This window comes from Streptococcus pseudopneumoniae (genome assembly GCF_001072665.1).
GTDB lineage: Bacteria > Bacillota > Bacilli > Lactobacillales > Streptococcaceae > Streptococcus > Streptococcus pseudopneumoniae_S.
Genome location: NZ_JVJI01000030.1, coordinates 12,297 through 36,893, shown reverse-complemented (window position 1 = coordinate 36,893; position 24,597 = coordinate 12,297). Strand labels below are relative to the sequence as shown.

Here is a 24,597-nt window from a genome sequence, read left to right as displayed (position 1 = left end):
AGGCTGTACTTGAGTACGGCAAGGCGACGTTGACGTGGTTTGAATTTGATTTTCGAAGAGTATTATTCGTAAAAAATCTCAAAAAGCCTACCTTTCAGTAGACTTAGTTTGTTTCTATTCTAATCGGTACTCTTCCAAAATTCTGCTCTGCTATACTTGGATTTCCCAGTTGGTAAATCTGGTCAGCCTTTTGAGTCATAGCATCCCAGGGTTCTTTGCCAATTCGGCTGACTAGATTGACCTGCCCTTTCAAAGACTTGAGATGTTGCCTGCCTTTTTCAGTAAATCCAAGGACATGAATGGCTTCTGGCAAATCATTTTCTCTAGCCTGCACCAAGATATAGGTCAAGAGGCGTCTGACACGCGCCTTGGTGTAACGTTTGGTAGTCACTAACTCAACCAATTCCTCTACAGATTGGGCTGTTTTGATGGCTTCCTTAATGCGCACAGCCATCTCTTGATTAACCTGATAGATAGTAGTTAGTTCTGGATTTGACAAGATTTGATAGCGAAGCAAAGGAAAATAATCTTCCCAATTTACCTTACTAGCATTTTCAAAAAGGGCAACAGAAGGCATAAAGCGTTCTAAGAAGTCTTGGTCCTTCTGGTGCTGACGCAGAGCTGTTGCCGAAGCAAAGTCCACATCCTTGTCCACAGAATGGTAACCCGCCCCCTGACGCTGAATCGGGTACAACTTGATGTTACGTCCAGCAACTGCCTTGGCATAGGCAAGAGCAAGGACATGATTGGGGGTATTGCCTGAAAAATCAAGACCTGCAAACTCCTTCCACATGGCTTGGGTTTTCTGGGGATAGGAGAAAGAATCAGGCAGATTTTCCACAAATTTCTCCATCTCAGCACCTTTCTCTGTGTATAAGTCAGCAATTTTCTGGTAATCCAGAACTTCCTCTGTCCCAAAGGCTAGAGTATCAATGCCTAACAGGGCCAAGATATCCACAGCTCCTTTACCAAAGAAATCCGCCGCCTGAACACTGACTAAAAAGGGCAATTCCACTACCAGATCTGCTCCGTTTTCCAGCGCCATCTGGGCCCGAGTCCACTTGTCCACGATAGCAGGCTCACCTCTCTGCATGAAATTCCCAGACATGGCAACGATTTTCAGCCCCACTGCCTGATCCAGCAGGTATTTATGGCCATTATGAAAGGGATTAAACTCCGCGATAATACCCGTGATGGTCATGCTAATCTCCCTTTCTAATGACGAAATCTACGATACCACTCAGGCAATCTCCCTCTCCAGTTAAGCCATTGTTTTTCTCCTACTGGAAGGATTTCTGCCAGTTGTTCATTACTATAATTCTTTTGTAGTTCTGGATAAGCTATCAACATAGTTGGTCTATGGCATCCGGCAACCGTCGTCGGCCATGTTCCATACATTAGCATATGTCGGATATCATCCTCCGATTTTATTTCATTTACTAACATATCAAAAAGTTCCTTAGACATATCGTAAACGACTAACTCTGAAAATACGGTTCCTTCTTCCTGAACATAAAAGTATTGCCCATCTTTTTCCCAAAGCGTTCCATTTTGACGGATACGATTAAACTGCGAAACTTCTTCCCAAGAATATTTTGATCGAACCATTTCAATCTCCTACTTCTGCGCGATAAAAAACCAACGGGTGCTAGTTTCTGTTGGCTCCTTATCCTCAAAGTCCGCATAGAGTTTGAAGGACTTAAAACCAGCCTGTTCCAGCAAAATGTCATAGGTCAGAACCTCATAAGTCCGCTCCTCATGCACTTCATCGTGGCGACTAAAGGAACCATCCGCTTCCTTGATAAAGAAAGTCAACTCATGCACGATGGAGTGAGGCGCCGCATCCTCGTAGGTATCCCAGAGCATGGCGAACTCTTCCGCATTTTCATGGTAAGAATAGCCTGGAAAAACCTCATCAGTCTGGTAGGTTGAATGCACATCAAAGATAAAGACACCATCTTCGTTGAGGGAATTATATACTTCCTTAAAGACGTCTCCTACTTCCACTTCATCCTGCATGTAGCAGATTGAGTCCGAATAACAAGTGACAAAATCATATTGACCTGCCTTGGATAAATCCAGCATATTGCCTTCGATAAAATCAATCTTTTGTTTGGCTGAAGAAGCTCTCTTCTCGGCAATCTTCAACATATCCCCACTCAAGTCCAGGCCAGTTACATCAAAACCAGCCTGAGAGAAGCGCACCGATTGAATTCCTGTCCCACAAGCCAATTCCAAGAGTTTCTTTCTCTCCTTGGTCTTAGGCAAATGACGAAGCGAAAAATCCGTCCATCTATCGTATAAACTGTCGTCCATGACCGCATCGTAAACAGCCGCAAAAGTTTCATAAGTTGCCATAATCATGATACCAAGAGCGTCAATGGCAAACACCACTCGCCCTTTACCTTTCTATCGATTTTTCTAAAATAAGCAAAGAAACCCAGTTGACTGCAACCGAGTTCGTCTTCTAAGCAAGAGTTTCAGATAAATCTACTGAATTCGCCTCATGCCATAGTTTTTCCAGATTATAGTGGGCACGCATTTCTTCTGAGAAGATATGCACAACGACAGCACCGAGGTCTAGCAAGACCCAACCTCCAGCTGCATCGCCTTCGATATGGCTACCTTTAAAGCCTGCATCAGCTACTTTTTCACGGATGTTATCAGCGATAGCATCCAACTGACGGCTATTCATTGAACTAGTAATAACAAAGTAATCCGTCACGCTAGTCAAATCTTGTACGTCAAGTGCGAGGATATCCTCCGCACGTTTCTCATCAGCCGCTTTCACGACTAGTTCTAGTAATTCTTTTTCGTTCATTTAGTCCTCTTTCAAATAGTGCACAAAGGCGTTATAGGTTTCAAGGGTTTGGGGATAGATGGGGAATCCCTGATGAGCTAGATGCTCCACGGTTCGTGCCGTTTCATAGGCCACTGCCTTATTGAGCGATAGACTTGCAATCTCACGCGCCACGTCCACTCCAGGAAAGGCACGATTGTGCTCGATATAGTCTGCGACGTAGATAACCTTATCAAGATCAGTCATCTGACCGGCCCCGACTGTATGGATTTCAATGGCTCGCAGAATTTCTGAATCATGCAAATCCAAATCTTCCTGAATTTTGTAAATTCCGACCATCCCATGCCAGACATTATTGCCCCAGTTTTTGAGGTTAGGGTCTAGCTGATAACGGTCAATCAAGTCTAAAAATTCCTGATCTGACAGTTTTTTAGCGTAGTCATGAAGAAGGCCTGCTAGTCCTGCTTTCTCGGCATCTACTCCAAATCTCTCCGCCAGTTCTATGGCTGCACGCTCCACACCCAAGCAATGGGTTAAGCGTTTCTCGGGTAGAAGCTCTGCCATTTTTTCCAACAAAGCCTCACGGGAGCAGTTGATATAGTCTTGATAGGCCATCAGTAGAGCCCCTCCTTCTCGATGTAGTCTAGCACCGGCTGAGGCAGGAGAAAGTTGGGTTTCCGTCCTTGGGCAATGAAGTCACGCACCATACTGGACGAGATATCCATGAGAGGCACATCCACCCAGATAACTGGATAGGAAGTCCCTGCCTTGTAGCGTGGGCGCTGAACTCCCACAAACTGAACCATATCAACCAGTTCATCAATTCGGTACCACTTAGGCAGATAGTCCACCATATCGGCACCGATGATAAAGTAATAATCCGTATCTGGATTCTTCTCTGTTAAAATTTTCATAGTGTCATAGGTATAAGAAATGCCCTTGCGCTCCAACTCAATAGTTTCAATGTCCAGACCTTCAATCCCCTCAATCGCCAACTCAAGCATCTTGAGACGATGGTGTTCAGGGATTGTTTCCTTTTTATCTACATGAGGAGGTTGGTATTCAGGCATGAGCAAAACCTGGTCCAGTCCCAACTGCTGGCGTACTTGGTCAGCAACAATCAGATGGGCATTGTGAACAGGGTTAAAATTTCCCCCTAAAATCCCGACTTGTTTGCGTTTTTTCTCCTTGATTTCTGGCTCCAACTCTACCTTGGTAAAGGGAGTCAATAATTCGATTGCCATAGGCTAGTCTCCTTTATTTCTCTGTAAAAACAGTTGTTTGGAGTATAGTTTTTAGATTTCTTTGACTTTTTTAGAAATCTTGCGATTTTCTTTCTTACTAGATTGTTTAAACAAAATCAAGATGCGTCCGATTTTTTGGACAGTATCCACACCAATTTCTTCTTCCAAGATTTCAGCTACTTCGTGGATATTTTCATCTGTGTTTTGCAAGAGAGTAACCTTAATTAATTCGCGTGCGTCAAGTGCTTGGCGAACACTGGTTTTGATTTGGTCGTTGAGTCCATTTTTCCCGATTTGGATGATGGGTTTGAGGGTATGTGCCTGGCTGTTGAGGAAGGCACGTTGTTTTGATGTTAATGACATAATTTTCTTCCTTGTTTTTTGATAGTTATTTTAGGTGGTGAGGGACGGTCGGAACTAATTTTCCAAAGATCTCATCTTTGAAAAATGGATTTCCTGACCTCACAATTGAGCCTTGGTCTCAATTGCGCCCCTTGCCAATCTACAGATTGGCAAAACACCACGGCAATAACTATCTTTTTATGAGCTCACTTTGTTCGCTCAGTGATTTCATTTTAAATGATTGCTTTTCGTGTGACGACGGCGACGCCTTCTGGTGCCCAGACGGCGACTTTGGCGGTGCCTGTTACGCGGATCCAGCCGAGTCCAGAGATGACTAGGTCTGTCTTGTCCTTGATGGTAAATACATGCTCAACCAGTTTAGGAAAATCTTCTTTTTCCTTACTATTTGGTGGTGTTAGAAGGGTTCCAAGGTGCTTATCGTAGAAAGCACTAGCGCCTTCAAGCTTGGTACGATGGAGTTTGAGTTCATTATCAAAGAAGGCTGTGAAACCTTGCTTTTCACCAGTGATGAAATCAAAGCGTCCTAGACCGCCTAGAAACAAGGTTTGCTCTGGATTGAGCTGATAGGTTTTAGGCTTGATTTCCTTTTTAGGGCTGACATACTTGAGGTTTTTGGCCGTCAAGTAGTGAGCCATCTGGTGACGGTGGATAATCCCCGGTGTATCGTAGATATAAGATCCGTCATCAAGCGGAATCTCAATCTTGTCCAAGGTTGTCCCTGGGAAGCGTGAAGTCGTGATGACATTCTGATCACCCGTAATTTCTTGGATAATGGCATTGATAAGGGTTGATTTTCCAACGTTGGTCACACCGACCACATAGACATCACGGCCCTTTCGGTAGTGCTCGATTTTGTCTATGACTTCCTTAATAGCATGTTTGTTTTGGGCTGAAGTTAGGACGACATCGACTGGACGAAGCCCTTCTTCGTGGGCACGTTCCATGAGCCACTGGCTAATCTTACCAGGCTTAACTGACTTAGGCAGGATATCTTTTTTATTTCCCACCAAGAGGACATCATTGCCCGATACAAAGCGTGGCAAACCTGGAATGACAGAGCCATTAAAGTCAAAGATATCAATGACATTGACCACCAAGGCATCACTGTCTCCCACCTCGTGCAAGAGCTTGAGGAAATCATCGTCCGTCAACTGGACATCCGTGATTTCATTGTAGTGGCGGAGACGGAAACAGCGCTGGCAATAGACTTCGCCAGTCTCCAAGCCTTTTTCTAGTGCCGAATGTGGAGTAAATCCAAGACCAGCCTTGTCTGTCGTCTGAATGGTTGCTCCACAACCAATACAGAGAATTTCTTCCATAGTTAAATTCCTTTTTTATATGTAATCGGTCCGTACTTTTCAGTGATTTTTCGCATCACACGACGCTCACGAGCTCGGTTAATCTGCGTTTTGATCGAGTCATGTTGGACCAAGGGTTTGACTAAAATCGAGCGAATGCCAGCACGGTGGGCTGCTCGTATATCTGTCATGAGCTGGTCACCAACCATGACCACTTCGCTTTTCTCATAGTGGAATTCCTTCATGGCACGATTAATCCCAAATGTGAAGGGTTTCAGAGCCCAATAAACGTAATCAATCCCAAATTTCTCAACTGCTCGTTGGACACGTTTTTTGGTGTTATTTGAGACTACGATAATGCGAATGCCCGCGTCCCGAAGGTCATGTAGCCATTGCTTCATCTCTGGCGTCCCATCAGGGTTGTTCCAAGCAATGAGGGTATTGTCCAAATCGACCAAAACAGCCTTGATTCTCTGCGCCTGCAGGCTTGGGACTGTCAGATCATAAACTGCTTCCACAGCAAAATCTGGCATGTAATTTTCAATCGCCATTCTGGCTCCTTTTCTTAACTTTTTTCGCAATTTTCCTTAGTAACAATGACAAGACAATCCACAACCCAGCACTAGCCAAACTGATGTAGAGCCAAGCATGGGGCTCATCTGTTAAAGGTAGGGGAACATTCATTCCGAAAAAGCCTGTCACGACTGCCAAAACCGCTAGCAAGACTGAAATGATGGTCAAGGTTGTCAAATTATCATTCAGATTATTGTTTAGGATGTTGTTATAAGATGCTGATAGTTGTTGGAGTACTTGAGAAATCAAGTCTGTCATGGATACCAGCTGATGAGCCTCAATCATGGCATCATCAAACTGTTCTCTCTCAATCTCGTTAAAACTGCGATAGAGGGCATGCCCTTGAATGTGCTCGAGCAACATGCGATTTTGCTTGGCAGCCGCAGTGAGGTAAACCATACCAGTCTCCAAGTCGGACAGGGCAAAGAGGTTTTTCTTGGTCGTCCGCTGACGTAGGAGACCATTGACCTCATCCTTACTCTTGTCCATCTGCTCGATGACAGGATAGTAGGCATTGCTGATGATTTCCAGACTGGCAAAGAGAAACTTGTAAATCGAAAGCATGTCATGACTCTCCAGATAACGGGTCATCTGTTCAATGACATAGGCGTTCTTGGTATTACTAATGGTAATCAGGCGACGATGTTCCACGATAAAGGTCATGGGAAAGGCTTCGTAGTATGCCTTATCCTTTTTCAAGTTCAAGACATTGTAGATAAAGGTCACAGTCCCATTTTCACGGTGATAATCCATGTGAGCGCGCTCATTTCTATCCAGCGCGTATTCAATGGTTTCCTTGTCCAAACCGTAGATTTCAGAAAGGTCCTCTAGTTTTTTCAACTTGTCCAAATCTAGGTTAATCCAGGTACAACCATTGCCCAACTGTTTTTCTAAAAACATCTTCTCTCCTTTACCAAACTCTTTCTATTGTACCATAAATCTGCTAAAATTTCAGGCCTGGTCTGTCCGAGAGAAATTGCTGACGACGGTGATATTCCGATTGGGAACGAAGTGCAGAACCTGGTCTTCTCCTCTGATTTGCGTTGTTCGAATGCCAACGCTGACAACCTTGCCCGATACAGTAATAGGCCCATTTGTCAGAACGACCTCATCTCCCACATCCAGTTGACGTTCAAAGAGGATGAAAAAACCATTGATAACATCAGACAGAAAGCCTTGGGCTCCCATCCCAATAGCCACCCCAGCAATCCCAGCACCTGCCAGCAAACTAGAAACTGGCAAACCTAAAATCGACAAAATGCAGTAGAGTAAAAAGAAATAAAGGGTATAATTAAACACATTTTCTAACAGACGTGAGATGGTTTTCTGACGCCCGGCATCATGACGAGACATTTTTAGAGAAGGTTTAACAATTCTCTGCACCATGGTATGGAGCAGTTTCTTAGCTATATAAAATAGTAAAAATAGTAATAACAGAGAAATTAACTTGGTTAAGATATTCTCAATAATCGTTGTAACATCAAGCTTATTGAGGTAAATTTTAAAAAATTCTTGCATAGAAAACTCCTTTCATTTATTATACCATACTTTCACAAGTGGTGAATCTCCATAAATATTCAAAAATAATAGCCAAAATAGACAGAAAATTCTTGATTTTAGTTCATATTTATACTATAATCATAAACATTACACAACTAAGGAGGTTGTTATGAAAAAATTCATTCATGCTTGGAATAAGGCAAGCCTAATCAAACGGATTTTGATTGGTATGCTTATTGGAGGAACCCTAGGGCTGACACTTCCTAACATTTCAGGAATTGGTCTACTCGGAGATCTCTTTGTTGGCGGTCTAAAAGCCATCGCACCTATTCTAGTCTTTGCCCTCGTTGCTAACGCCCTTTCCCAACATCAAAAGGGACAAGATAGCAATATGAAAACAGTTATTTTCCTTTACTTAGTGGGAACCTTTGCAGCGGCACTTGTTGCTGTCCTAGCAAGTTTCATTGTCCCTGTTGAGATTACCTTAAATAGTGCCAATACAGAAATCGCACCACCAGATGGGATTGGACAAGTCCTCAGCAACCTCTTGCTCAAACTGGTTGACAATCCAGTCAATGCCCTTGTCACAGCCAACTACATCGGTATCCTGTCTTGGGCAGTTGTTTTCGGTATTGCTATGAGAGAGGCCAGCAAAAACAGTAAAGAATTGCTGAAAACTATGGCTGATGTGACTTCTAAGATTGTCGAATGGATCATCAACCTAGCTCCATTTGGTATCCTTGGTCTTGTCTTCAAAACCATCTCTGACAAGGGAATCGGCAGTCTCGCTAACTACGGAATCTTGCTTGCCCTCTTGGTGACAACTATGTTCTTTGTGGCTCTGGTAGTCAATCCACTAATTGCCTTCCTCTTTATGAAGAGAAATCCTTATCCCCTCGTTTTGAAATGTTTGCGTGTCAGTGGTGTGACAGCCTTCTTCACTCGTAGTTCTGCGGCCAACATTCCTGTCAATATGAAACTTTGTCACGACCTTGGACTAGATCCAGATACCTATTCGGTTTCTATCCCACTCGGTTCTACTATCAACATGGCCGGAGCAGCGATTACCATTAACGTTTTAACCCTTGCTGCAGTAAATACTCTCGGCATTCCTGTTGACTTTGCGACAGCATTTGTCCTCAGTGTAGTAGCAGCAATCTCTGCCTGTGGTGCTTCTGGTATTGCGGGAGGTTCCCTCCTTCTTATCCCAGTTGCTTGTAGCCTTTTCGGTATTTCTAACGATATTGCCATGCAAGTTGTTGGGGTTGGATTTGTGATTGGTGTCATTCAAGACTCATGTGAAACAGCCCTCAACTCTTCTACAGATGTCCTCTTCACAGCTGTTGCCGAATACGCAGCAGCCCGTAAGAAATAACTCATAAAGACAAGCCTGCTCAGGTCTTGTCTTTTCCGCTTTTATCTAACTTACTAGGAAATCCTTATGTCTATTAGCCAACGTACGACCAAGCTCATCTTAGCTACCTGCCTTGCCTGCCTTCTTGCTTATTTTTTCAATCTCTCCTCAGCTGTCTCGGCTGGAATCATCGCCCTCTTGAGCCTATCCGATACCCGTAGAAGTACCTTAAAACTGGCCCGAAATCGCCTCTTTTCCATGCTTCTAGCTTTGATTATCGGAGTTCTGGCTTTTCACTTGAGCGGATTTCATATATGGAGCCTTGGCCTCTATCTAGCCCTCTATGTGCCTCTAGCCTACAAGATGGGATGGGAAATTGGCATCACACCAAGTAGCGTTTTGGTTAGCCATCTCTTGGTGCAAAAATCAACCTCTCCAGACCTTCTAGTCAATGAATTCCTTCTCTTTGCTATCGGTACAGGATTTGCCTTACTGGTTAATCTCTATATGCCTTCACGAGAAGAGGAAATTCATCACTACCACACATTGGTAGAAGAAAAGTTAAAAGATATCCTTCAACGCTTCAAATATTATTTATCCAGAGGGGATGGACGCAACCGAGCACAGTTAGTTGACGAATTAGACACCCTTTTGGAAGAAGCTCTCAAACTAGTCTATTTGGATCACTCAGACCACCTCTTTCACCAGACGGACTACCATATCCACTATTTTGAGATGAGACAGCGACAAAGTCGTATCCTGCGAAATATGGCCCAGCAAATCAACACCTGTCACCTAGCTGCCAGTGAGAGCCTAATTTTAGCCCAACTCTTTTCAAAAATTGCCGGTCAACTAAGCCAGACCAATCCTGCTTCTGATTTACTAGATGAAATTGAACGTTATCTGGAAGTCTTCCGTAATCGCAGTCTGCCCAAGACAAGAGAAGAATTTGAAACCCGAGCCACCCTTCTCCAACTCCTACGTGAAGCCAAAACCTTCATCCAAGTAAAAGTTGACTTTTACAAAAAATATGGACAGTAAAAAAGAAAACTTCAGACCAATCACAAAAAGTGAAAATCTGGAGTTTTCTTTTATTTGTAAGTTAGCACCATAAAGGTTAATAGTAGGATGAATAAGGCTAAACTCACCAATAAAGTGAAGACCTTTACCAGGGTGTTGCTCTGCCAGTAGCTTGGTTTTCCAATATTACTGGTGGCATCCATGGAAAATAGTTGATTTTGACGAGGTTGTATGGTTACCAATACAATCAAAGCAAGAGAGAGGATAATAGCTAAAACAATCAGAATATCAGTCATAGGCCTACCTCAAAATCCCTAGCAAGGTAAAGAGTAAACCAATCAGAATCATTAAACCCAAGATGAGTGAAAAAATCTTACTAATCTTTTCCCCTCGGGTTTCTTTTTCTTTCTTGATCGGTTTTTGTTTCAACTCTTCCATACGACCTTCAACGTCTTTGTAAAATAAATCTTCGTCTGACATGTTAGCCTCCTAAAACGGTTTGCATGGTTTCCTTATATCGCACCAAGTCAACATAGTTGGCATGTTGGCCTTGTTTGCCAAGTGCCTGACGCATTTGTTCAACATCTGAAAGGGCCAGTTTAATGGTCTCAACCAAAGCAGAAACTTCACTACTTTCAAATAGATGATCAGGAGCGATATAGAGTCTATTGTGCACTGTCTGATTAAATCCAAGAATCAAGAGATTGTGCTCAAAGGCCTGACGCACCGCCTGCAACAACTCATTGCTGTGGTTTATATCCAAGTAAATATCCGACAGTTGATAGAGCTCCTGAATCTTCTGTGGACTAGCGTTCTGATAAAGGACCACATTAGGATAGCGAAGCATGTCTAAGAGCTTAGAAGACATCTCTGTCACCGCTGCGATACGGAAAGTAACATCAGGCAGGGCATCTACGATTGCTTCCACTTGCTCAATCTGATCTGAATTAGTCAAGATTAAGGCATCTCGTCTTAGGAAATTATCGCGTTTAAACTGGTAATGGTAACCCAAGTGCACAAACTGATCATGGTATTTCTCATCAGTCAACTCTAAAGCGCGCTCATAAGTCGCCTTGTTGGGAATAATGATTTTCTTAGTACGCACATCATCATTTTCCAAAATCAACTGCATATTGCCTGGAATAGCATCATAAAGAGGTTCCTGCCAAACCAGGATATCTGAGCCAGATTTATCTGGATGATGGAAGGAAACCAAGAAAGAAGTCGCTAGAGTATTAAAGATAAGCTGACTTGTATCTATTTCCAAATCTTGCAAAAAGAAGGTGATAAATTCAACCTTAGTTGCAAAGTAACGCATGGACTGACCAGGTAAGGTCAATAATATATCACCCGTCACATGGTTTTCAAGTAAAACTTCCTGACCATTGACATCTTGGTAAACCGTCATCACCGGCTCACTATCTGCGCTAAAGGTTGTTGTAGCAAAGCAAGCTCCGAAGCGATTGTAATGGTCAACCTGACGGACTCGACCTTCCAGGTCTTTCCAATCTACCTGTTTTACCAAGCGAGCCTGCATTCCATCAGCATAATGAATAAGAGCTCTCTCCTGCGTCATATCTTCAATACGAGCAGACTGATTATTGCCTGAAATTTCCCAAAAAGCTGGAACAGGGACTTGGTTGAAATAGAGAGGTTTTCCCTTTTCATAGCCTAGATAATAGGTAAAAGGAGAAACCAGACCATCAGGCAGAAAACCATCTGCATCGATGACCACTCCAAGTTGAGAAAGACCAGTAGCGACTAGACTTTCATGTAAATCTCGACTTTCCTGACTATAACGATCATAAAGTTCAATCATGGAGCACCTCCTCTACTGTTTTCTTCCACTTTTCTAAAATTTCTTCGGTTAAGAAGCCTTCTGCAATCTGGTAAGAATGAGCACGCATAGCCTCCAAACGATGTTCTTGATACAATTGACAAATCTTAGTCGCATAAGCTTGCTTGATTTGATCTTCCACATGGTCAGATGAACTTGGAATCAAATAACCATTTTTCCCATCCTCTATAAAAGTCTGATTGCCATAAGGCACATCAAAACCAATTAGAGGAAGGCCTGAACCAATAGCTTCCATCAAGGTCAAACCAAAGCCTTCGCTGGTTGAAGCTGTCAAGTAGACCTCATACTGGCTATAAATCTGCGAAAGTTCCGCATGCCCCTTGAGTTGAATATAGTCCTCTGCCTTATGACTAGCAATAATTTCTCTAAGAAGAGAATCTTCTCCGCCGCTACCATAAATATCAAAGGTTAATTCAGGAATTTCCTTACGAGCTTCAATAACTGCCTTGACCAACCAATCAATGTGTTTTTCTTTGGCAAGACGTGAAGCAGTAATCAATGAAAAAGGCTTACGTCCTTGACTTGACTCGGTCAAGGAATCAATACTTCCTACAGGAATGGTAATAACCTTTGGTTGGTGCTGGGTGTATTTGGCAAATTGCTCTTGCAACACTTCCTTTTGTCTATCAGTTGATACGATAAAGAAGTCAACCTTATCTGCATTGGTAAACTGATATTCGTAGTAATTATTCCAAAGGATATAGTCATCGTCTGTAGCACTTTCACTATAATGCTCCGCATGAACAACTACCGCTAGATGTGCTGTCTGTGCTTCCTCAAACACAACCTGTCCAATACCTGTCTCTCTATCCAGAATGACCAAATCAGACTTGTTCAAATTCAAGGATTTCATAAAAGCACGCATGAAAGCTGGTTTCCCATAGAAAATCTTATCCTTAAAACGATAAATTTCTTCCTTCCCTTGATTCATCAAGATATCATAGGCTGGAGTCCCATCTTCATTGTAAAAAGTTCGTTGGTATAGGACCGCAACATTGTCCTTGGGAGCAAAATATTCGCTACAATAACGCGTATAAGAAAAGTAATCCTTTCGAATCAAATTTCCTTTAAAAACATACTCTACATACTGGACCAAGTCCTTGTCCTCATCAACCAAATAACAGGTAACAAACTTATCTTGGTCAGAAAAGAAGACACGCAAAACCTTGCCATTCTTTTCTCTACGACTTTCAACACCGTCAAACTTAGACAAAACATCCTCAACCGTCACGCTAGTCGGTGCAAGCTTGATATCTGTAAAGTAATTATAAAGCCAGATAACTTGCTCATCATCAAAACCAATATTGGCTGTTAAGTGCTGAATGTTATCCGCTAAAATCATATCTGTAAAGATAAACTTAGAGGACAGATTTAATTTCCGAAAAACACCAGCACGGTATGCTTGGGCGTATTCAACACCGCTACTAGCCCATCCAAGTCCTAAATTTATATTATAAATTGTCATATTTTCTCCTCTTATGGAAAATGAGTCATAATCTCACCCTTAGAAGTGACTTCAACCAAGCCCATCAGGAGATTACGAACCATATCCGCACGGATTTGTTCTTTCATAGCTTCAAATCCCGCGTAGGCTTCTTGATAATACTCTACAATCGGGTTTTTCTGACTAGCAGACTGACCACCTATAGCCATAGATAACTGTTGTAGATAGTCTACCTGCTCTACCCAGTTGTCATCAATAGCCTTGAGCATGGAGAGTCGTAAAAACTGTTCATACAAGTCGTGTTTCTCCAGTAATTCCTTCTTTTCAGAGAGTTCTCTATTCACAACTTGTTGAATAAAGTTGCGGACTTGTTTCTGATTAGATAGGTCTAGATTATCTGGAATCTCCTTTACATGGAAACTGATATTGGTAACAATAAAGTGAAACAGTAATTCACGACTGGCATAGTGTTCAGCCGCTACCGCTTCTGTATATCTCTCGATGATATCCAAAACTACATCTTCTAAGTCACGAGAACCATCTATTAGACGATTGCGTTCCTTGTAAATCATATCCCGTTGAATATTCATACTTTCAGCATATTCTAGAGTCTGACGGCGTGCCGAACGTCCAGCACTATCACTGGCATGCTGAGCCCTTTCGACCAGGTTACGATACTTACGACCTTTGAGAATTTCTGGTTGCGTCATATCTTGAACTTGATAATCTTTATACTTCTTATGAACCCAAGATGGAGCAAATTTCTTGATAACATCATCTTCCAGTGATACAAAAAACTTACTCATACCTGGATCTCCTTGACGACCAGAGCGGCCACGGATTTGAAGGTCGATCCGCTGACTTTCCATCCGCTCTGTTCCAATGACAATCAAGCCACCAAGTTCAGCGACTCCCTTACCAAGTTTGATATCGGTACCGCGTCCTGCCATAGATGTTGCAACTGTTACGGCCCCCATCTGGCCTGATTCTGCGATAATTTGGGCCTCACGCGCAGCATTATTAGCATTGAGGACATTATGAGCTATTCCCTCACGAAGCAAGAGCGATGAATAAAGCTGAGACATTTCAACTGAACCTACAAAAACCAGTAAGGGATTCTCCTTAGCATGATACTCTTTGATGTATTCCAAAGACGCATAAACTTTCTCTGGTAAAGTCACATAGAGATTATCGGGATAATCAATTCGTTGCTTAGGACGATTGGTTGGAATCCGAATAACGGCCATATTATAAGTCTCAAGAAATTCTTTTTCTGCTACCTTTCCTGTCCCCGTCATCCCAGATACTTTTTTAAACATCTTAAAGAGACTCTGATAGGTGATGGAAGCCATGGCTCTCGTTTCAGGAGACAACTTCACATGTTCTTTGGCTTCAATGGCCTGATGAAGACCTCCCTGTAGTTTGGTCATTTCCATTAAACGGCCAGTCCCCTTATCCACCAATACCATCTCATTTCCACGAATGATATAGTCCTTGTCTTTAGTATAAAGTTTATGGGCTCGAATCGCATAAACTAAATGACGAGCAAAGGACGCATGTTCTTCCTTATATAAGTTGTCAATTCCTAGGAAACTTTCAGCAGACTTGGCCCCCTTAGTAGTAAGCCAGACCTCCTCCTTCTCCTCTTTGAAAATATAATCTTCTCCCTCGACCAGCGTTGTCACCAGTGTATCAATGATCCCATAGTAATTAGACTGAACACGGGGAGAACCCGCAATAATCAAAGGAGTTTGTGCACTATCAAGCAAGATATCATCAATTTCATCAATGATGACATAGTTAAAAGGTCGCAAAAACTTACCTTCTTCATTCGAAGCCAGATTATCATTTAGGTAATCAAAACCTAAATTACTATTGGTTGTGTAAATGATATCCAAAGCATAGATACGTTTCTTTTCTTCAGCTTTCATTTCCTTCTTTGGATCCCCTGTAAATGGTACCCCAATGGTCAAGCCTAGGAAACGATAAACTTGTCCCATTTCCTCTGCATCACGTTTTGATAAATACTCATTTGGCGTAACAACCATCACACCTTCTCCTGAAAGAGCGTTCAAATAGACCGGCATGGTGGCTGTTAGGGTTTTCCCTTCACCAGTGTTCATCTCAGCAACATTTCCGTAGTGCATGATAATAGCTCCCATGACCTGAACATCATAGGGGAACATCCCTAAAATCCGTTTGTCCGCTTCACGCACCACAGCAAAAGCTTCTACTAAAAGATCATCTAGACTTTCTCCCTTGGAAAGACGCTGACGAAACTCCACTGTTTTAGCGACCAATTCTTGATCCGAAAGAGAGGACATCTTGCCTTTTAAGCCATTGATCCTCTTTAAAATTTTTTTCACTTTCCTAAGCTGGAAATCTTGACCTAAACGTCTAAACACTTCTAATCTCCTTGATAGAAAAATGATAAAAAGTTAAGGATTCAAAACCAGCACTTAAAAGAGAAACTTGATAAGTATAACTATCCTCTGGATAAGTAAATATGAAATCTTTCACTTTTTCTACCTTTTCTTCTAAAATATCACCATAGCGGTCAAAAAAAGTTATCTTTGTATAAACCCCATTTTCAGGCTGACAATCAAAAACCAGTGATAGTTGATACTCCTGATTTCTTTTTAGTAAGGGAAGCTGGGGCTGAGTCCGAGCAGCCTGGTAATTGACACTAGAAAACCAAGTCTTGAGAATTTCACCAGATGGCAATAGAGGATTATAAAGACGGACACTTTTATCAGGAAAACAAGATACAGTTGATCCGTACATATAAGTCCCGCCAACTTCTCCCCAATGAATAGACTGTCTCTGTGTAATAATCATTCTTTCTCCCTTCCAAAATCACTTGCTAGTACCATTCGATAAAAGTGAAGAAACCAAGCAATATTGGTATCTGTATCATCATTGTGTCGTCCAGCAGTTCCTTTAGATAAAATCTTGGCACCTGTATTACATAAATAAGTAACTAGATTCTCATAAGCCTGAGGATCCATTTCTTCATCTTTCATATAGGACAAACCAAAGGTTGTCTTTGAAAAATTTGCTTGTTTAAATATTTTCCAAAAACGCTGATCCAACTCCGTCATATCTTGCGAACTTCTCCCACCTGTATGGTGAATTAAACAATCAAAAGCCAAGTTAGAGACACCCGGTGCGTCCAAACGTCCACGGCTAGCTATGGTTCCTAAATTAGCCAAGGGCTTACCGACTATGATGGCATGAGGTTCAAAAGAAGCACCATAATAGAGAGCCGGAAACGTTCCCATAGAAAGACCTGATAAAATCAAATCCTTTCGATCAAAGCCTAAATAATCAAGATAATGAGCTATCGTCTCTTTGACCTTTCCCTCTAGCTCATCTGTTCCTAGATAAAAAGCTCCCCCTTCTAAACGTGGATCAGAAAATAAAATGAAGGGACATCCTAGGGTTTTCATCATAAAGTAGCCCTCGAATCCTTCTGCAGGTCGATAACCTGAAAAATAGACAGCTAAAGGCGGTTTAAAATCACCCGGATGGAAGAAATAGTTTATTTCATCACGCTTGGAATCATGTAGGATATTCCCACCAAGTACAAACTTACCAAATTGTTTTCGACTCCAACGTTGGTGAAGATTACCCAGTTTGATAGTTCCATGACCTCTTGCTTCAACAGATAAAAATAGTAAAAAATTAGTATCTATACTATCTATAACGATAGCTTTTTCCAAATCTGCTTCAGTATAAACTTCTTCTTCAAAAAAATGGTCTATATTCCCTTCAATTATCTTTCGGACTATAAACCTAAACTCACAATTCCCCTGTTTTTCATACTCTAGCCATAATTCTATAGGCAAATTTTTATAAACCATAAAATTATGAGACCAACAGGCCAATTGATGAAAGTTCGTTCCAAAATCACCTTCTATCATTACATGCTCCAATCCTTGATAAGATATAGAGCCTTCAAAAGAAGAATGAATTTGAATATTTGACGGAAATAGTTTATCCCCATATCCCCCACTAAAAAGAGAAGTGGATAGGTCCTGCAATAAAGCCTGCGGATCCGAAAAATCTACGGGCTGTGCACATTGTTTTTTTAATATATCTAAAAGAAGGGGATCTGTCGTCTTAAAATCCTGATTATAAAAAAGACCATGAGGTTCGAAAAAATTGGTAAACTCAAGGACATCTGTTAAAGAGTTCCCATCTTCAATCAAAACAGCTTGAAAACGACTGATAGTATCTATCTCGATCATTTTGCGCAATGCCTTAGAAGACCGAGGGCAAACAAAATACCAGTCCATATTTTCTGGGATTTCATATTGATGAGACCAGTTATCAAGTCCTATTTGTAAAATTTTAAGACCTTTTGACATGTCGAGCCCCCTCTATCCATTTCTCTAATTTTTCAAGAAATTGTTGTCCTGTGTGCTCCTTAATCTTATCAATCGAATAAATCAAGGACTCATTCCACTCTTTCAACCTATCTGTGTAATAATGTGCAGCCTTAGAAAATTCTGTCACATCTGTCAGCAAATAACCATTTTTTAAATGTTCAACATAGACGGTTTCAACTAGATTGATTTGAGGAATTCCTGCACTAATACCAGCTATCTGTGTGTAGAGATGAGGCTGTCTATTTAAATCCACAATCAAACGGACAAATTCTAGTGTTTTTATCAAATCTAACTCATCATTCAAATTGACAAACTGTATGCGTAAGTTCTGGTGTTGATTTTCTTCCAGAGGATTTTCTGCATCACCATAATCAAGTGCCTTTCCCAGACTTTCGAATTGAATGTTTTCTTGGATGAAAGACTCAACAATCCTTTCAACCTCATTCATTTGCTCCTGACTAGCAGCAAAGGCTCCAAAAATCACCTCAGTATCTTTATTTTCAGCGACAAAGGCCAAGACTTGAAGTAGAGCTTGATTATCAATTCCCTGCTCAAAATCCAGTTGATAATATATGATGGATTCTTTCTTAGTTTGACTTCTCCCCAATCGTAATCGGGTGTCAAATGATGATAAATGATAAAATTGATGCATTCGTTCAGGATACAACTCCTGCAACAATCGTAAACTATCCTCTCTATCCACCAAAATCAAATCTGATTTTTCAAAAGTTGAATCTAAATCTCTAAAGGTGTCTTGAGGATTACGCCCAATGAAAAGACTCAACAGTTTAGGATTGGCACTAGGTAAACGGTCTAATACTAGCTGGTCATGGTGAGGATGAGAAGGAAGCATAAAAATATCCTGATCCTTCACATATTTTTGCAGATAATTCTCAAAAAATTCTGTCACCAAATCTCCCATGTCTTGATAGATGATCGCTTTAAAGCGATAACCAAAAATTGGATTGACTTCTACCCGCCCGCCTTCTTTTAAACGCTCTCTAAATTGCCACACTCCCTTGGGATTCAAATATTCTTGATAGGCCGCTTGCCCATCTTCAAAAAAGATAACGCTCGATACAAATCCACGATCATCCATGATATAGTGCATATGTATTTGACCATTCGGTTCAAAATACTGTATATCACTGATGAAACCTTCAACCCCATGTTCAACCTTAGCAAATTTCTTCCCATTTTTTTGAACGATAATCGTAAAGGGACTATAAATAAATTCACAGTCATTATCCCACTCAATATCTCGAATGCTTAAAACTTGGGTATGGGGATTATGAAAATCTTGCATAACATCAAAAACGGAATAAGTATCCGTTTCTAACACCCCATGTCTATGTAAAAAATAACGTAGATGAGGCTGGTAAGCTAATACTAATAGTCGAGAATCTATATCTTGCCTTTGCAGGAGTCGAATCTGATGAAAAGTATCATCAAATTCAAAACGAAAATGAGAAAAGTACCATGGAGTGATAGTTGCATGCCATGTTCTTTCTGAACCATACCAAGCTGGAATAAAATAATACATAAAAGTCTCCTAAATCAAGGGTTTATAGGTTTCATTTAACCTTAAAGCCTTGAACTCGTCTCTAATCGTAAAAATCATGCCCCCAAACATCAAGAACAAGCCTGGAATCATTGCCAATCGTAATAACTTTTCATCATACAAAACAAAAAGCATGGGACCACCTGCCATAATCACATTAAAGAGACCACCTATGACTGAGAAACGAAGGACCAATCGATTAATAAATCGACTAGTGTCCTCGCCTGGATAAATTCCATAAATGTATTCTCCAGATTTTTTCATGCGATCTGCAATCTCTTCACCATTCATTGTCACAAATGCAAAAATGATACTAAATAAAAATAAGACCGAAATATAAACATAGACCCACAAAGGTTTTCCAATCATAAATTCCTTAGATAATCTCGTCAGTCCTGAAGCGTCGGGGAAAAGAAAGCCTAATAAGATGAATAGATAAGTTGGTACACTAAGAAAACTCATCACATACATATAAGGCATCCCACCTGCAGGATTCAACATGATTTCGAGATAAGAATAGCGTTTAAAACGATTGTGAAGTCCTATCTTATTGACTGGCACTAGATAACGCGCACGATACATAATGGAAAGCAAGTAAGAAAATATAATGGTCATAAAAATAAGCAAGACAACAATCCCTGTTGGGATATGAACCAGTTTAAAAGTTTCAATAACATCCTGGGGAATATTGATGATAATACTAGATAAGAGAATGACAATTGATCCCCCTACCCCCATACTGGCATTCAAATCTGACAACCACACCAGAAAAAAGGTCCCCGCTATTAGTAATAAGGTATTTATAAGTATAACCAAGACCGAAGAATAGGATGCTTGTATCGGTAAACTTAGAGAAATTGCCAAAGATTGAATAACAGCAATCAGCAAGGTCAGATACATTTTTCGACGATCTTGAATTTCAATCGCTGTAGAATTCAAGCCTAACTTTTTCGAAAAAGAAAACATCTGCCATAAAATCATCGCGGACATCCAAGGTGATAATCCTATAGAAAAAAGCGATAAACTTCTTAGGTTCCCACCTGTAAGGGCGGCTGAGAAGGCTAGATAGGCTGTTGAACCTCCTAAAAAATCTTTACTATTTAGGTCAACAAAAGGTAATGTTAGTCTGCTTCCTACAATATAAATAAGAATAAAAAAAATCGTCATAAATCCTTTTTTTAATACAACAGACGAAAAAAAGTTTTTCAAAACTTATCCTCTCAATCTCCTAATTCTTTGTTTTTGTAAAATTCATTTTATATTCTGATACTTTTAAAAATACTATTTAACATTTTTATCTTGTTTATTTCAGTATTAAAAAATAACAGTTTATGATAATCAAAAAAGCCATGCATCTTTTACATAGAAAATGTTCTCAAATCGATGAAGAACTCTGTTCTAATAGCATATATAAAGAATATATTTTTACAGAAATACTATTGCTATTATAACAAAAAAAGCAGAAAAAATCTGCTTATAACTCCCTAAGGTACTAATGAAAGAATACTACGTTAGTGAATAAAATAGATTATTTTTTTATTCACTATTAGCTCATTGAACACCCTTGATTTTTAATTATTATCTATAAGGTCTAATATTTCTGTATATCTCCTAAAAATTTCTGTATCCTGTAATCCTTCTTCTTTAGCCTGTTCATATCTCCATCTCAAACACCCTAAAACATTATCCTTTTCCTCCGCATAATTCCAGCCCTTTATAGTATAAATTGCTAATCTTTCTAACAAGCATTCTAAAACATCGGTTAACAGCTTTTCATTTATACTACTTCCAATACTCTCTATCCCTTCCCTATGGAAGTAGATTTCTTTATGAATATAAACAATTTTTTCTGATTTAAAAAATAATTTATAATTTGTTCGGGAATCTTCTATCACCTTTCCTTTAGGAAATCGAATATTCGTAAACAACTTCTTGTGGAATAATTTTCCCCAACTGGTTACATATACATAACCATCTAATTCTAATGATGGGAGTTTTAATACAAGTTCCTCTCCTTTATATGTTCTCTCATAGTACTCATCCCAAATATGAACATGATACAATCTGTCACTCTCATTATAGATTGTAAAGTGTGCCACAACAGTATCTGCACTATGTCTAATAGCTGCTCGATGTAAATCTTCCACATAGGTTAAACTTAACCAATCATCCGAATCTACAAAGGTTAGATACTTTCCATTTGATTTTTCAATTCCATAATTTCGTGCATCAGATAAGCCTCCGTTTTCCTTTTCAAAATAGTGAAATCTGCTATCTCTAGCAACATATTCTTGACAGATCTCTCCAGATGAATCTGGCGAACCATCATTTATTAATAGAACTTCGATATTTGAATAGGTTTGATTTTCAATACTATCCAAGCACATTCGAAGATACTTTTCAACATTATAGATGGGAACGATAATACTGATTAAATCTTTTTTTTGCTCTAGTAAAAAGGGGTACTCTTTGCGTTTTTCTAACTCTAACTTTTCACGTACTTTATCTGCTTCCTCTAAAAATTGATGTTCTTCCAACTGTCCCAACATTCTCTGTAAGACATAGTCATACATGTTAAGGGAATGCTGAATATCTATCCCTTCTAAATCCTTTGTTTCTCTTATCCGTTCTTCAAGCGCATCTATATAATCTAAATGCTTGAGAGAAAAAACACTTGACAAGCCTGAAGGATTCATACGATAAACATAGGAAGCACTATTAAACAAATAAATTTTATCAGCTTTCAGATAGAGTTTCCAAATTAAAAATTGATCCTCAGCATATTTTCCATATGGAAAACGAAGCTCATCGAACAAATTTCGCTTAAATAGTTTTCCCCAAGCAGTAGAAAAAGTCAAAAATGGAACATCCAGCATAGAATCTAATACTTGAATCGCTTGCGCTGATGTGAAAGAAATCAAAGATTCACTCTTAAAATGATCATTGTAAAAATAGAAATCAGAGCCATCAAAGCGGCAATAACCGCCAATTAAGATATCAGAATCACTAAGGAGGCTCGCTTGATATAATTTTTCTAGATAGTTTTCAAAGAGAAAATCATCTGCATCTAGAAAGGTAATATAGGCTCCCTGCGCCCTATCCAGTCCATAGTTTCTCGCATCAGATAAGCCTCCATTTTCCTTTTCAAAATATCGGAAACGACTATCATGTTCTGCATAAGTTTGACAGATGGTTGCTGAACTATCTGTCGATCCATCATTCACCATCAAAACTTCAAAATCCTTAAAGGTTTGCGACAATACACTATCCAAACATGATTTCAGATAGTTCTCTGCATTATAGATTGGTACAATGATTGATATCATTTCTGTTTTCAATAGATGCCTCACTTTCGTACTACTTCTCTTTAAAATTCTCAATACTTGTCTACATACTTTTATTCTTATTTATCTAAATTTAGCAACCACAATTGGTCCTCTATTTTTTTATAGGTGGTCGTATCAGACATATCCCATACCGTTCCCATATTATACTTCATCCACTGTAATAAACCGATATGATGTTTTCTAGCTTCCGTCAAATCAATTCCTGCCAAAGCAAGGGTAAGTAAACGACCTTCTGAAACTTCTAAACTTTGACAAATAGGTTCCTCCCCTGGTGCTTTAGAAGCACTATCTCCACGGTCACGATAACAATATGGGGCTTTATGAAGATAGATAATACGTTCAGAAATCAAAAATAATTTATACATTAAATCAAAATCTTCTGCCCAAGATATGTCTTCGGAAAAATAAAGGCGGTCAAACAGAGATTTTTTAAATAATTTACTCCAAGAGCTCCCCCAAGCTATATCTGTACCAAAGGTTGAAAACATATAGTTAAAAAAGGAATCATTGGGTTGAAATACAAGAGGTTCATTTGTTTCAGCGACATGAAATAAAAACATTGCATCCTCTTCACGAAACGTGTAATAATTTGTAACCACGATATCCCCCTCTTGCTCTTTCATTGTTTTGTATAAAATCTCTAAATAATTTGGTTCAATCCAATCATCCGAATCAATAAATGTAATGTACTTACCCCTCGAATGTTTAATTCCAAAATTACGAGCTGAGGAAACTCCACTATTTTCTTTTTCAAAATAACGAATTCTGTCGTCTTTTTCGACATACTCTTGACAAATCTGAGCTGAAGCATCAGTAGAGCCATCATTTATTAAAAGCAATTCAAAATAAGGAAAAGATTGTTCTATTATACTATCTAAGCATTTTCTGAGATAGGATTCCACATTATAAATAGGAATAATGATGCTGATTGTTTCTAACATTACACTTCCTTTGCTTCCTTAACTCTTGTTAGAAGAGATAAGTTGTAAATTTTCCTTAATATGACGATATGTTTCTGTATCTTCCATGCCCCATACCATTCTCATATTGTATTCAGTAATTTCTAAAAATGTTCTATAGCGATCAAAATGCTTCGTCACATCATATCCCATAATAGCTAAAAGAGCTAGGCGCTCTGCTACATGATTTAACTGCGCTGTGACAAGTGGATATATTTTACTCTTTGATATTCCAGAGTCATTTTCTCTATAAATATAAGTATCTTTATGAACATATACAATCTTATCTACTTGAGTATACATTTTATAGATTAATGCAACATCCTCACCTATTACACCTTTGGGAAAGCGTAAAAATGAAAATACACTTTTCTTATATAAGCTACCCCAGATGGTAGAAAAAGATAAATCATTTCTTTCAAGAAATGATAAATCATCAATCAATTCTTCTGAAGTATAGGTTTTTTCATAATATTCTCCGAATGTATGAAGATAGAAAGTCGCAGTGGAGGTTTGATAATTAGCATAGTTTGTGATAGAGATGTCTGCATCATTGTTTACTAATGCATTATAAAGAATAGTCAGATGTGATGTGTCTAAAAAATCATCTGAATCAACAAAGGTAAGATATTCTCCTTGCGCCTGTTCAATTCCATAATTTCGAGCATCCGAAAGACCTCCATTTTCTTTTTCAAAATAACGAATACGTGCATCTTTTTCGGCGTATTCTTGACAAATTAGGCCTGAGCTATCTGTCGAACCATCATTTACAAGAATAACTTCATAATTGCTAAAGGTCTGCTCTAGAATGCTATCTAAGCATTGTTTGAGATACTCTTCGACATTGTAAACCGGCACGATAACACTGATTAATTGATTTTCCAT

25 protein-coding genes are annotated in these 24,597 nt (G+C 39.7%); 2 read left to right on the top strand and 23 right to left on the bottom strand.

The genetic code is table 11. The annotated features are described in order from the left end of the window. Positions 1–103: 103 nt before the first annotated feature. The 11 genes from ADH52_RS02465 to ADH52_RS02415 all read right to left on the bottom strand — a co-directional run bounded on the left by ADH52_RS02465 (position 104) and on the right by ADH52_RS02415 (position 7,796). A complete protein-coding gene (locus ADH52_RS02465; protein ID WP_049488392.1) occupies positions 104–1,201 on the bottom strand; it encodes a nucleotidyltransferase in 1,098 nt (365 codons plus the stop codon). Positions 1,202–1,215: 14 nt separating this feature from the next. Continuing rightward, a complete protein-coding gene (locus ADH52_RS02460; protein ID WP_049488394.1) occupies positions 1,216–1,608 on the bottom strand; it encodes a hypothetical protein in 393 nt (130 codons plus the stop codon). A gap of 9 nt (positions 1,609–1,617) precedes the next feature. After that, complete coding sequence (locus tag ADH52_RS02455) at positions 1,618–2,358, bottom strand: class I SAM-dependent DNA methyltransferase (protein WP_049488457.1); 741 nt, start codon at positions 2,356–2,358, stop codon at positions 1,618–1,620. Between the two features lie 109 nt (positions 2,359–2,467). After that, entirely contained in the window at positions 2,468–2,821 is a 354-nt protein-coding gene (rsfS, locus tag ADH52_RS02450; protein ID WP_049488396.1) for a ribosome silencing factor, read from the bottom strand. Beyond that, positions 2,822–3,415 (bottom strand): bis(5'-nucleosyl)-tetraphosphatase (symmetrical) YqeK, encoded by a 594-nt coding sequence (gene yqeK / locus ADH52_RS02445; RefSeq protein ID WP_049488398.1) that lies wholly within the window; start codon positions 3,413–3,415, stop codon positions 2,822–2,824. Next, entirely contained in the window at positions 3,415–4,044 is a 630-nt protein-coding gene (locus ADH52_RS02440; protein ID WP_000963708.1) for a nicotinate-nucleotide adenylyltransferase, read from the bottom strand. The genes yqeK and ADH52_RS02440 overlap by 1 nt, the downstream gene beginning before the upstream one ends. A gap of 51 nt (positions 4,045–4,095) precedes the next feature. Next, positions 4,096–4,407, bottom strand: a complete 312-nt coding sequence (gene yhbY, locus ADH52_RS02435) for a ribosome assembly RNA-binding protein YhbY (RefSeq protein ID WP_000060169.1) — start codon at positions 4,405–4,407, stop codon at positions 4,096–4,098. Positions 4,408–4,619: 212 nt separating this feature from the next. Continuing rightward, complete coding sequence (yqeH, locus tag ADH52_RS02430; protein WP_049488400.1) at positions 4,620–5,726, bottom strand: ribosome biogenesis GTPase YqeH; 1,107 nt, start codon at positions 5,724–5,726, stop codon at positions 4,620–4,622. A 2-nt stretch (positions 5,727–5,728) separates the two neighbouring features. Next, positions 5,729–6,256: a YqeG family HAD IIIA-type phosphatase gene (locus tag ADH52_RS02425; protein WP_049509886.1), complete on the bottom strand. Its 528-nt coding sequence runs from the start codon at positions 6,254–6,256 to the stop codon at positions 5,729–5,731. Next, positions 6,246–7,178, bottom strand: a complete 933-nt coding sequence (locus ADH52_RS02420; RefSeq protein ID WP_049509885.1) for a magnesium transporter CorA family protein — start codon at positions 7,176–7,178, stop codon at positions 6,246–6,248. The genes ADH52_RS02425 and ADH52_RS02420 overlap by 11 nt, the downstream gene beginning before the upstream one ends. Positions 7,179–7,229: 51 nt before the next feature. Beyond that, entirely contained in the window at positions 7,230–7,796 is a 567-nt protein-coding gene (locus ADH52_RS02415) for a mechanosensitive ion channel family protein (protein WP_049509883.1), read from the bottom strand. A gap of 151 nt (positions 7,797–7,947) precedes the next feature. On the opposite strand from ADH52_RS02415, the gene sstT reads away from it, so the two are divergent. After that, positions 7,948–9,153 (top strand): serine/threonine transporter SstT, encoded by a 1,206-nt coding sequence (sstT, locus tag ADH52_RS02410; RefSeq protein ID WP_049488407.1) that lies wholly within the window; start codon positions 7,948–7,950, stop codon positions 9,151–9,153. Positions 9,154–9,219: 66 nt separating this feature from the next. Beyond that, positions 9,220–10,173, top strand: coding sequence for an aromatic acid exporter family protein (locus tag ADH52_RS02405; RefSeq protein ID WP_049488408.1), 954 nt, complete (start codon positions 9,220–9,222; stop codon positions 10,171–10,173). A gap of 50 nt (positions 10,174–10,223) precedes the next feature. Here the strand turns inward: ADH52_RS02405 and asp5 are convergent, their stop codons facing one another. The 12 genes from asp5 to ADH52_RS10620 all read right to left on the bottom strand — a co-directional run bounded on the left by asp5 (position 10,224) and on the right by ADH52_RS10620 (position 24,597). Further along, positions 10,224–10,448, bottom strand: a complete 225-nt coding sequence (gene asp5 / locus ADH52_RS02400) for an accessory Sec system protein Asp5 (RefSeq protein WP_049488409.1) — start codon at positions 10,446–10,448, stop codon at positions 10,224–10,226. Between the two features lie 4 nt (positions 10,449–10,452). Beyond that, positions 10,453–10,632 (bottom strand): accessory Sec system protein Asp4, encoded by a 180-nt coding sequence (gene asp4, locus ADH52_RS02395; protein ID WP_049488410.1) that lies wholly within the window; start codon positions 10,630–10,632, stop codon positions 10,453–10,455. A gap of 1 nt (position 10,633) precedes the next feature. After that, positions 10,634–11,971 carry an accessory Sec system glycosylation chaperone GtfB gene (gtfB, locus tag ADH52_RS02390; protein WP_049509881.1) on the bottom strand — a complete coding sequence of 446 codons (1,338 nt, stop codon included), beginning with the start codon at positions 11,969–11,971 and terminating at the stop codon, positions 10,634–10,636. Then, complete coding sequence (gene gtfA, locus ADH52_RS02385) at positions 11,964–13,475, bottom strand: accessory Sec system glycosyltransferase GtfA (RefSeq protein ID WP_049509879.1); 1,512 nt, start codon at positions 13,473–13,475, stop codon at positions 11,964–11,966. The genes gtfB and gtfA overlap by 8 nt, the downstream gene beginning before the upstream one ends. A gap of 11 nt (positions 13,476–13,486) precedes the next feature. Next, positions 13,487–15,859 (bottom strand): accessory Sec system translocase SecA2, encoded by a 2,373-nt coding sequence (gene secA2, locus ADH52_RS02380; protein ID WP_049509877.1) that lies wholly within the window; start codon positions 15,857–15,859, stop codon positions 13,487–13,489. After that, positions 15,852–16,292, bottom strand: a complete 441-nt coding sequence (asp3, locus tag ADH52_RS02375) for an accessory Sec system protein Asp3 (RefSeq protein ID WP_049488419.1) — start codon at positions 16,290–16,292, stop codon at positions 15,852–15,854. The genes secA2 and asp3 overlap by 8 nt, the downstream gene beginning before the upstream one ends. Beyond that, positions 16,289–17,824 (bottom strand): accessory Sec system protein Asp2, encoded by a 1,536-nt coding sequence (asp2, locus tag ADH52_RS02370; protein WP_049488421.1) that lies wholly within the window; start codon positions 17,822–17,824, stop codon positions 16,289–16,291. The genes asp3 and asp2 overlap by 4 nt, the downstream gene beginning before the upstream one ends. Then, on the bottom strand, positions 17,808–19,388 hold the full coding sequence (gene asp1 / locus ADH52_RS02365; RefSeq protein WP_049488423.1) for an accessory Sec system protein Asp1: 1,581 nt from the start codon (positions 19,386–19,388) through the stop codon (positions 17,808–17,810). Before asp1 ends, asp2 begins: the two co-directional genes overlap by 17 nt. A 9-nt stretch (positions 19,389–19,397) precedes the next feature. Continuing rightward, entirely contained in the window at positions 19,398–20,615 is a 1,218-nt protein-coding gene (secY2, locus tag ADH52_RS02360) for an accessory Sec system protein translocase subunit SecY2 (RefSeq protein WP_080976012.1), read from the bottom strand. A 362-nt stretch (positions 20,616–20,977) separates the two neighbouring features. Then, on the bottom strand, positions 20,978–22,744 hold the full coding sequence (locus ADH52_RS10815) for a glycosyltransferase family 2 protein (RefSeq protein WP_049488425.1): 1,767 nt from the start codon (positions 22,742–22,744) through the stop codon (positions 20,978–20,980). A 65-nt stretch (positions 22,745–22,809) separates the two neighbouring features. Next, a complete protein-coding gene (locus ADH52_RS02350) occupies positions 22,810–23,694 on the bottom strand; it encodes a glycosyltransferase family 2 protein (RefSeq protein ID WP_049488427.1) in 885 nt (294 codons plus the stop codon). Between the two features lie 18 nt (positions 23,695–23,712). After that, positions 23,713–24,597 carry a glycosyltransferase family 2 protein gene (locus ADH52_RS10620; RefSeq protein WP_053090675.1) on the bottom strand — a complete coding sequence of 295 codons (885 nt, stop codon included), beginning with the start codon at positions 24,595–24,597 and terminating at the stop codon, positions 23,713–23,715.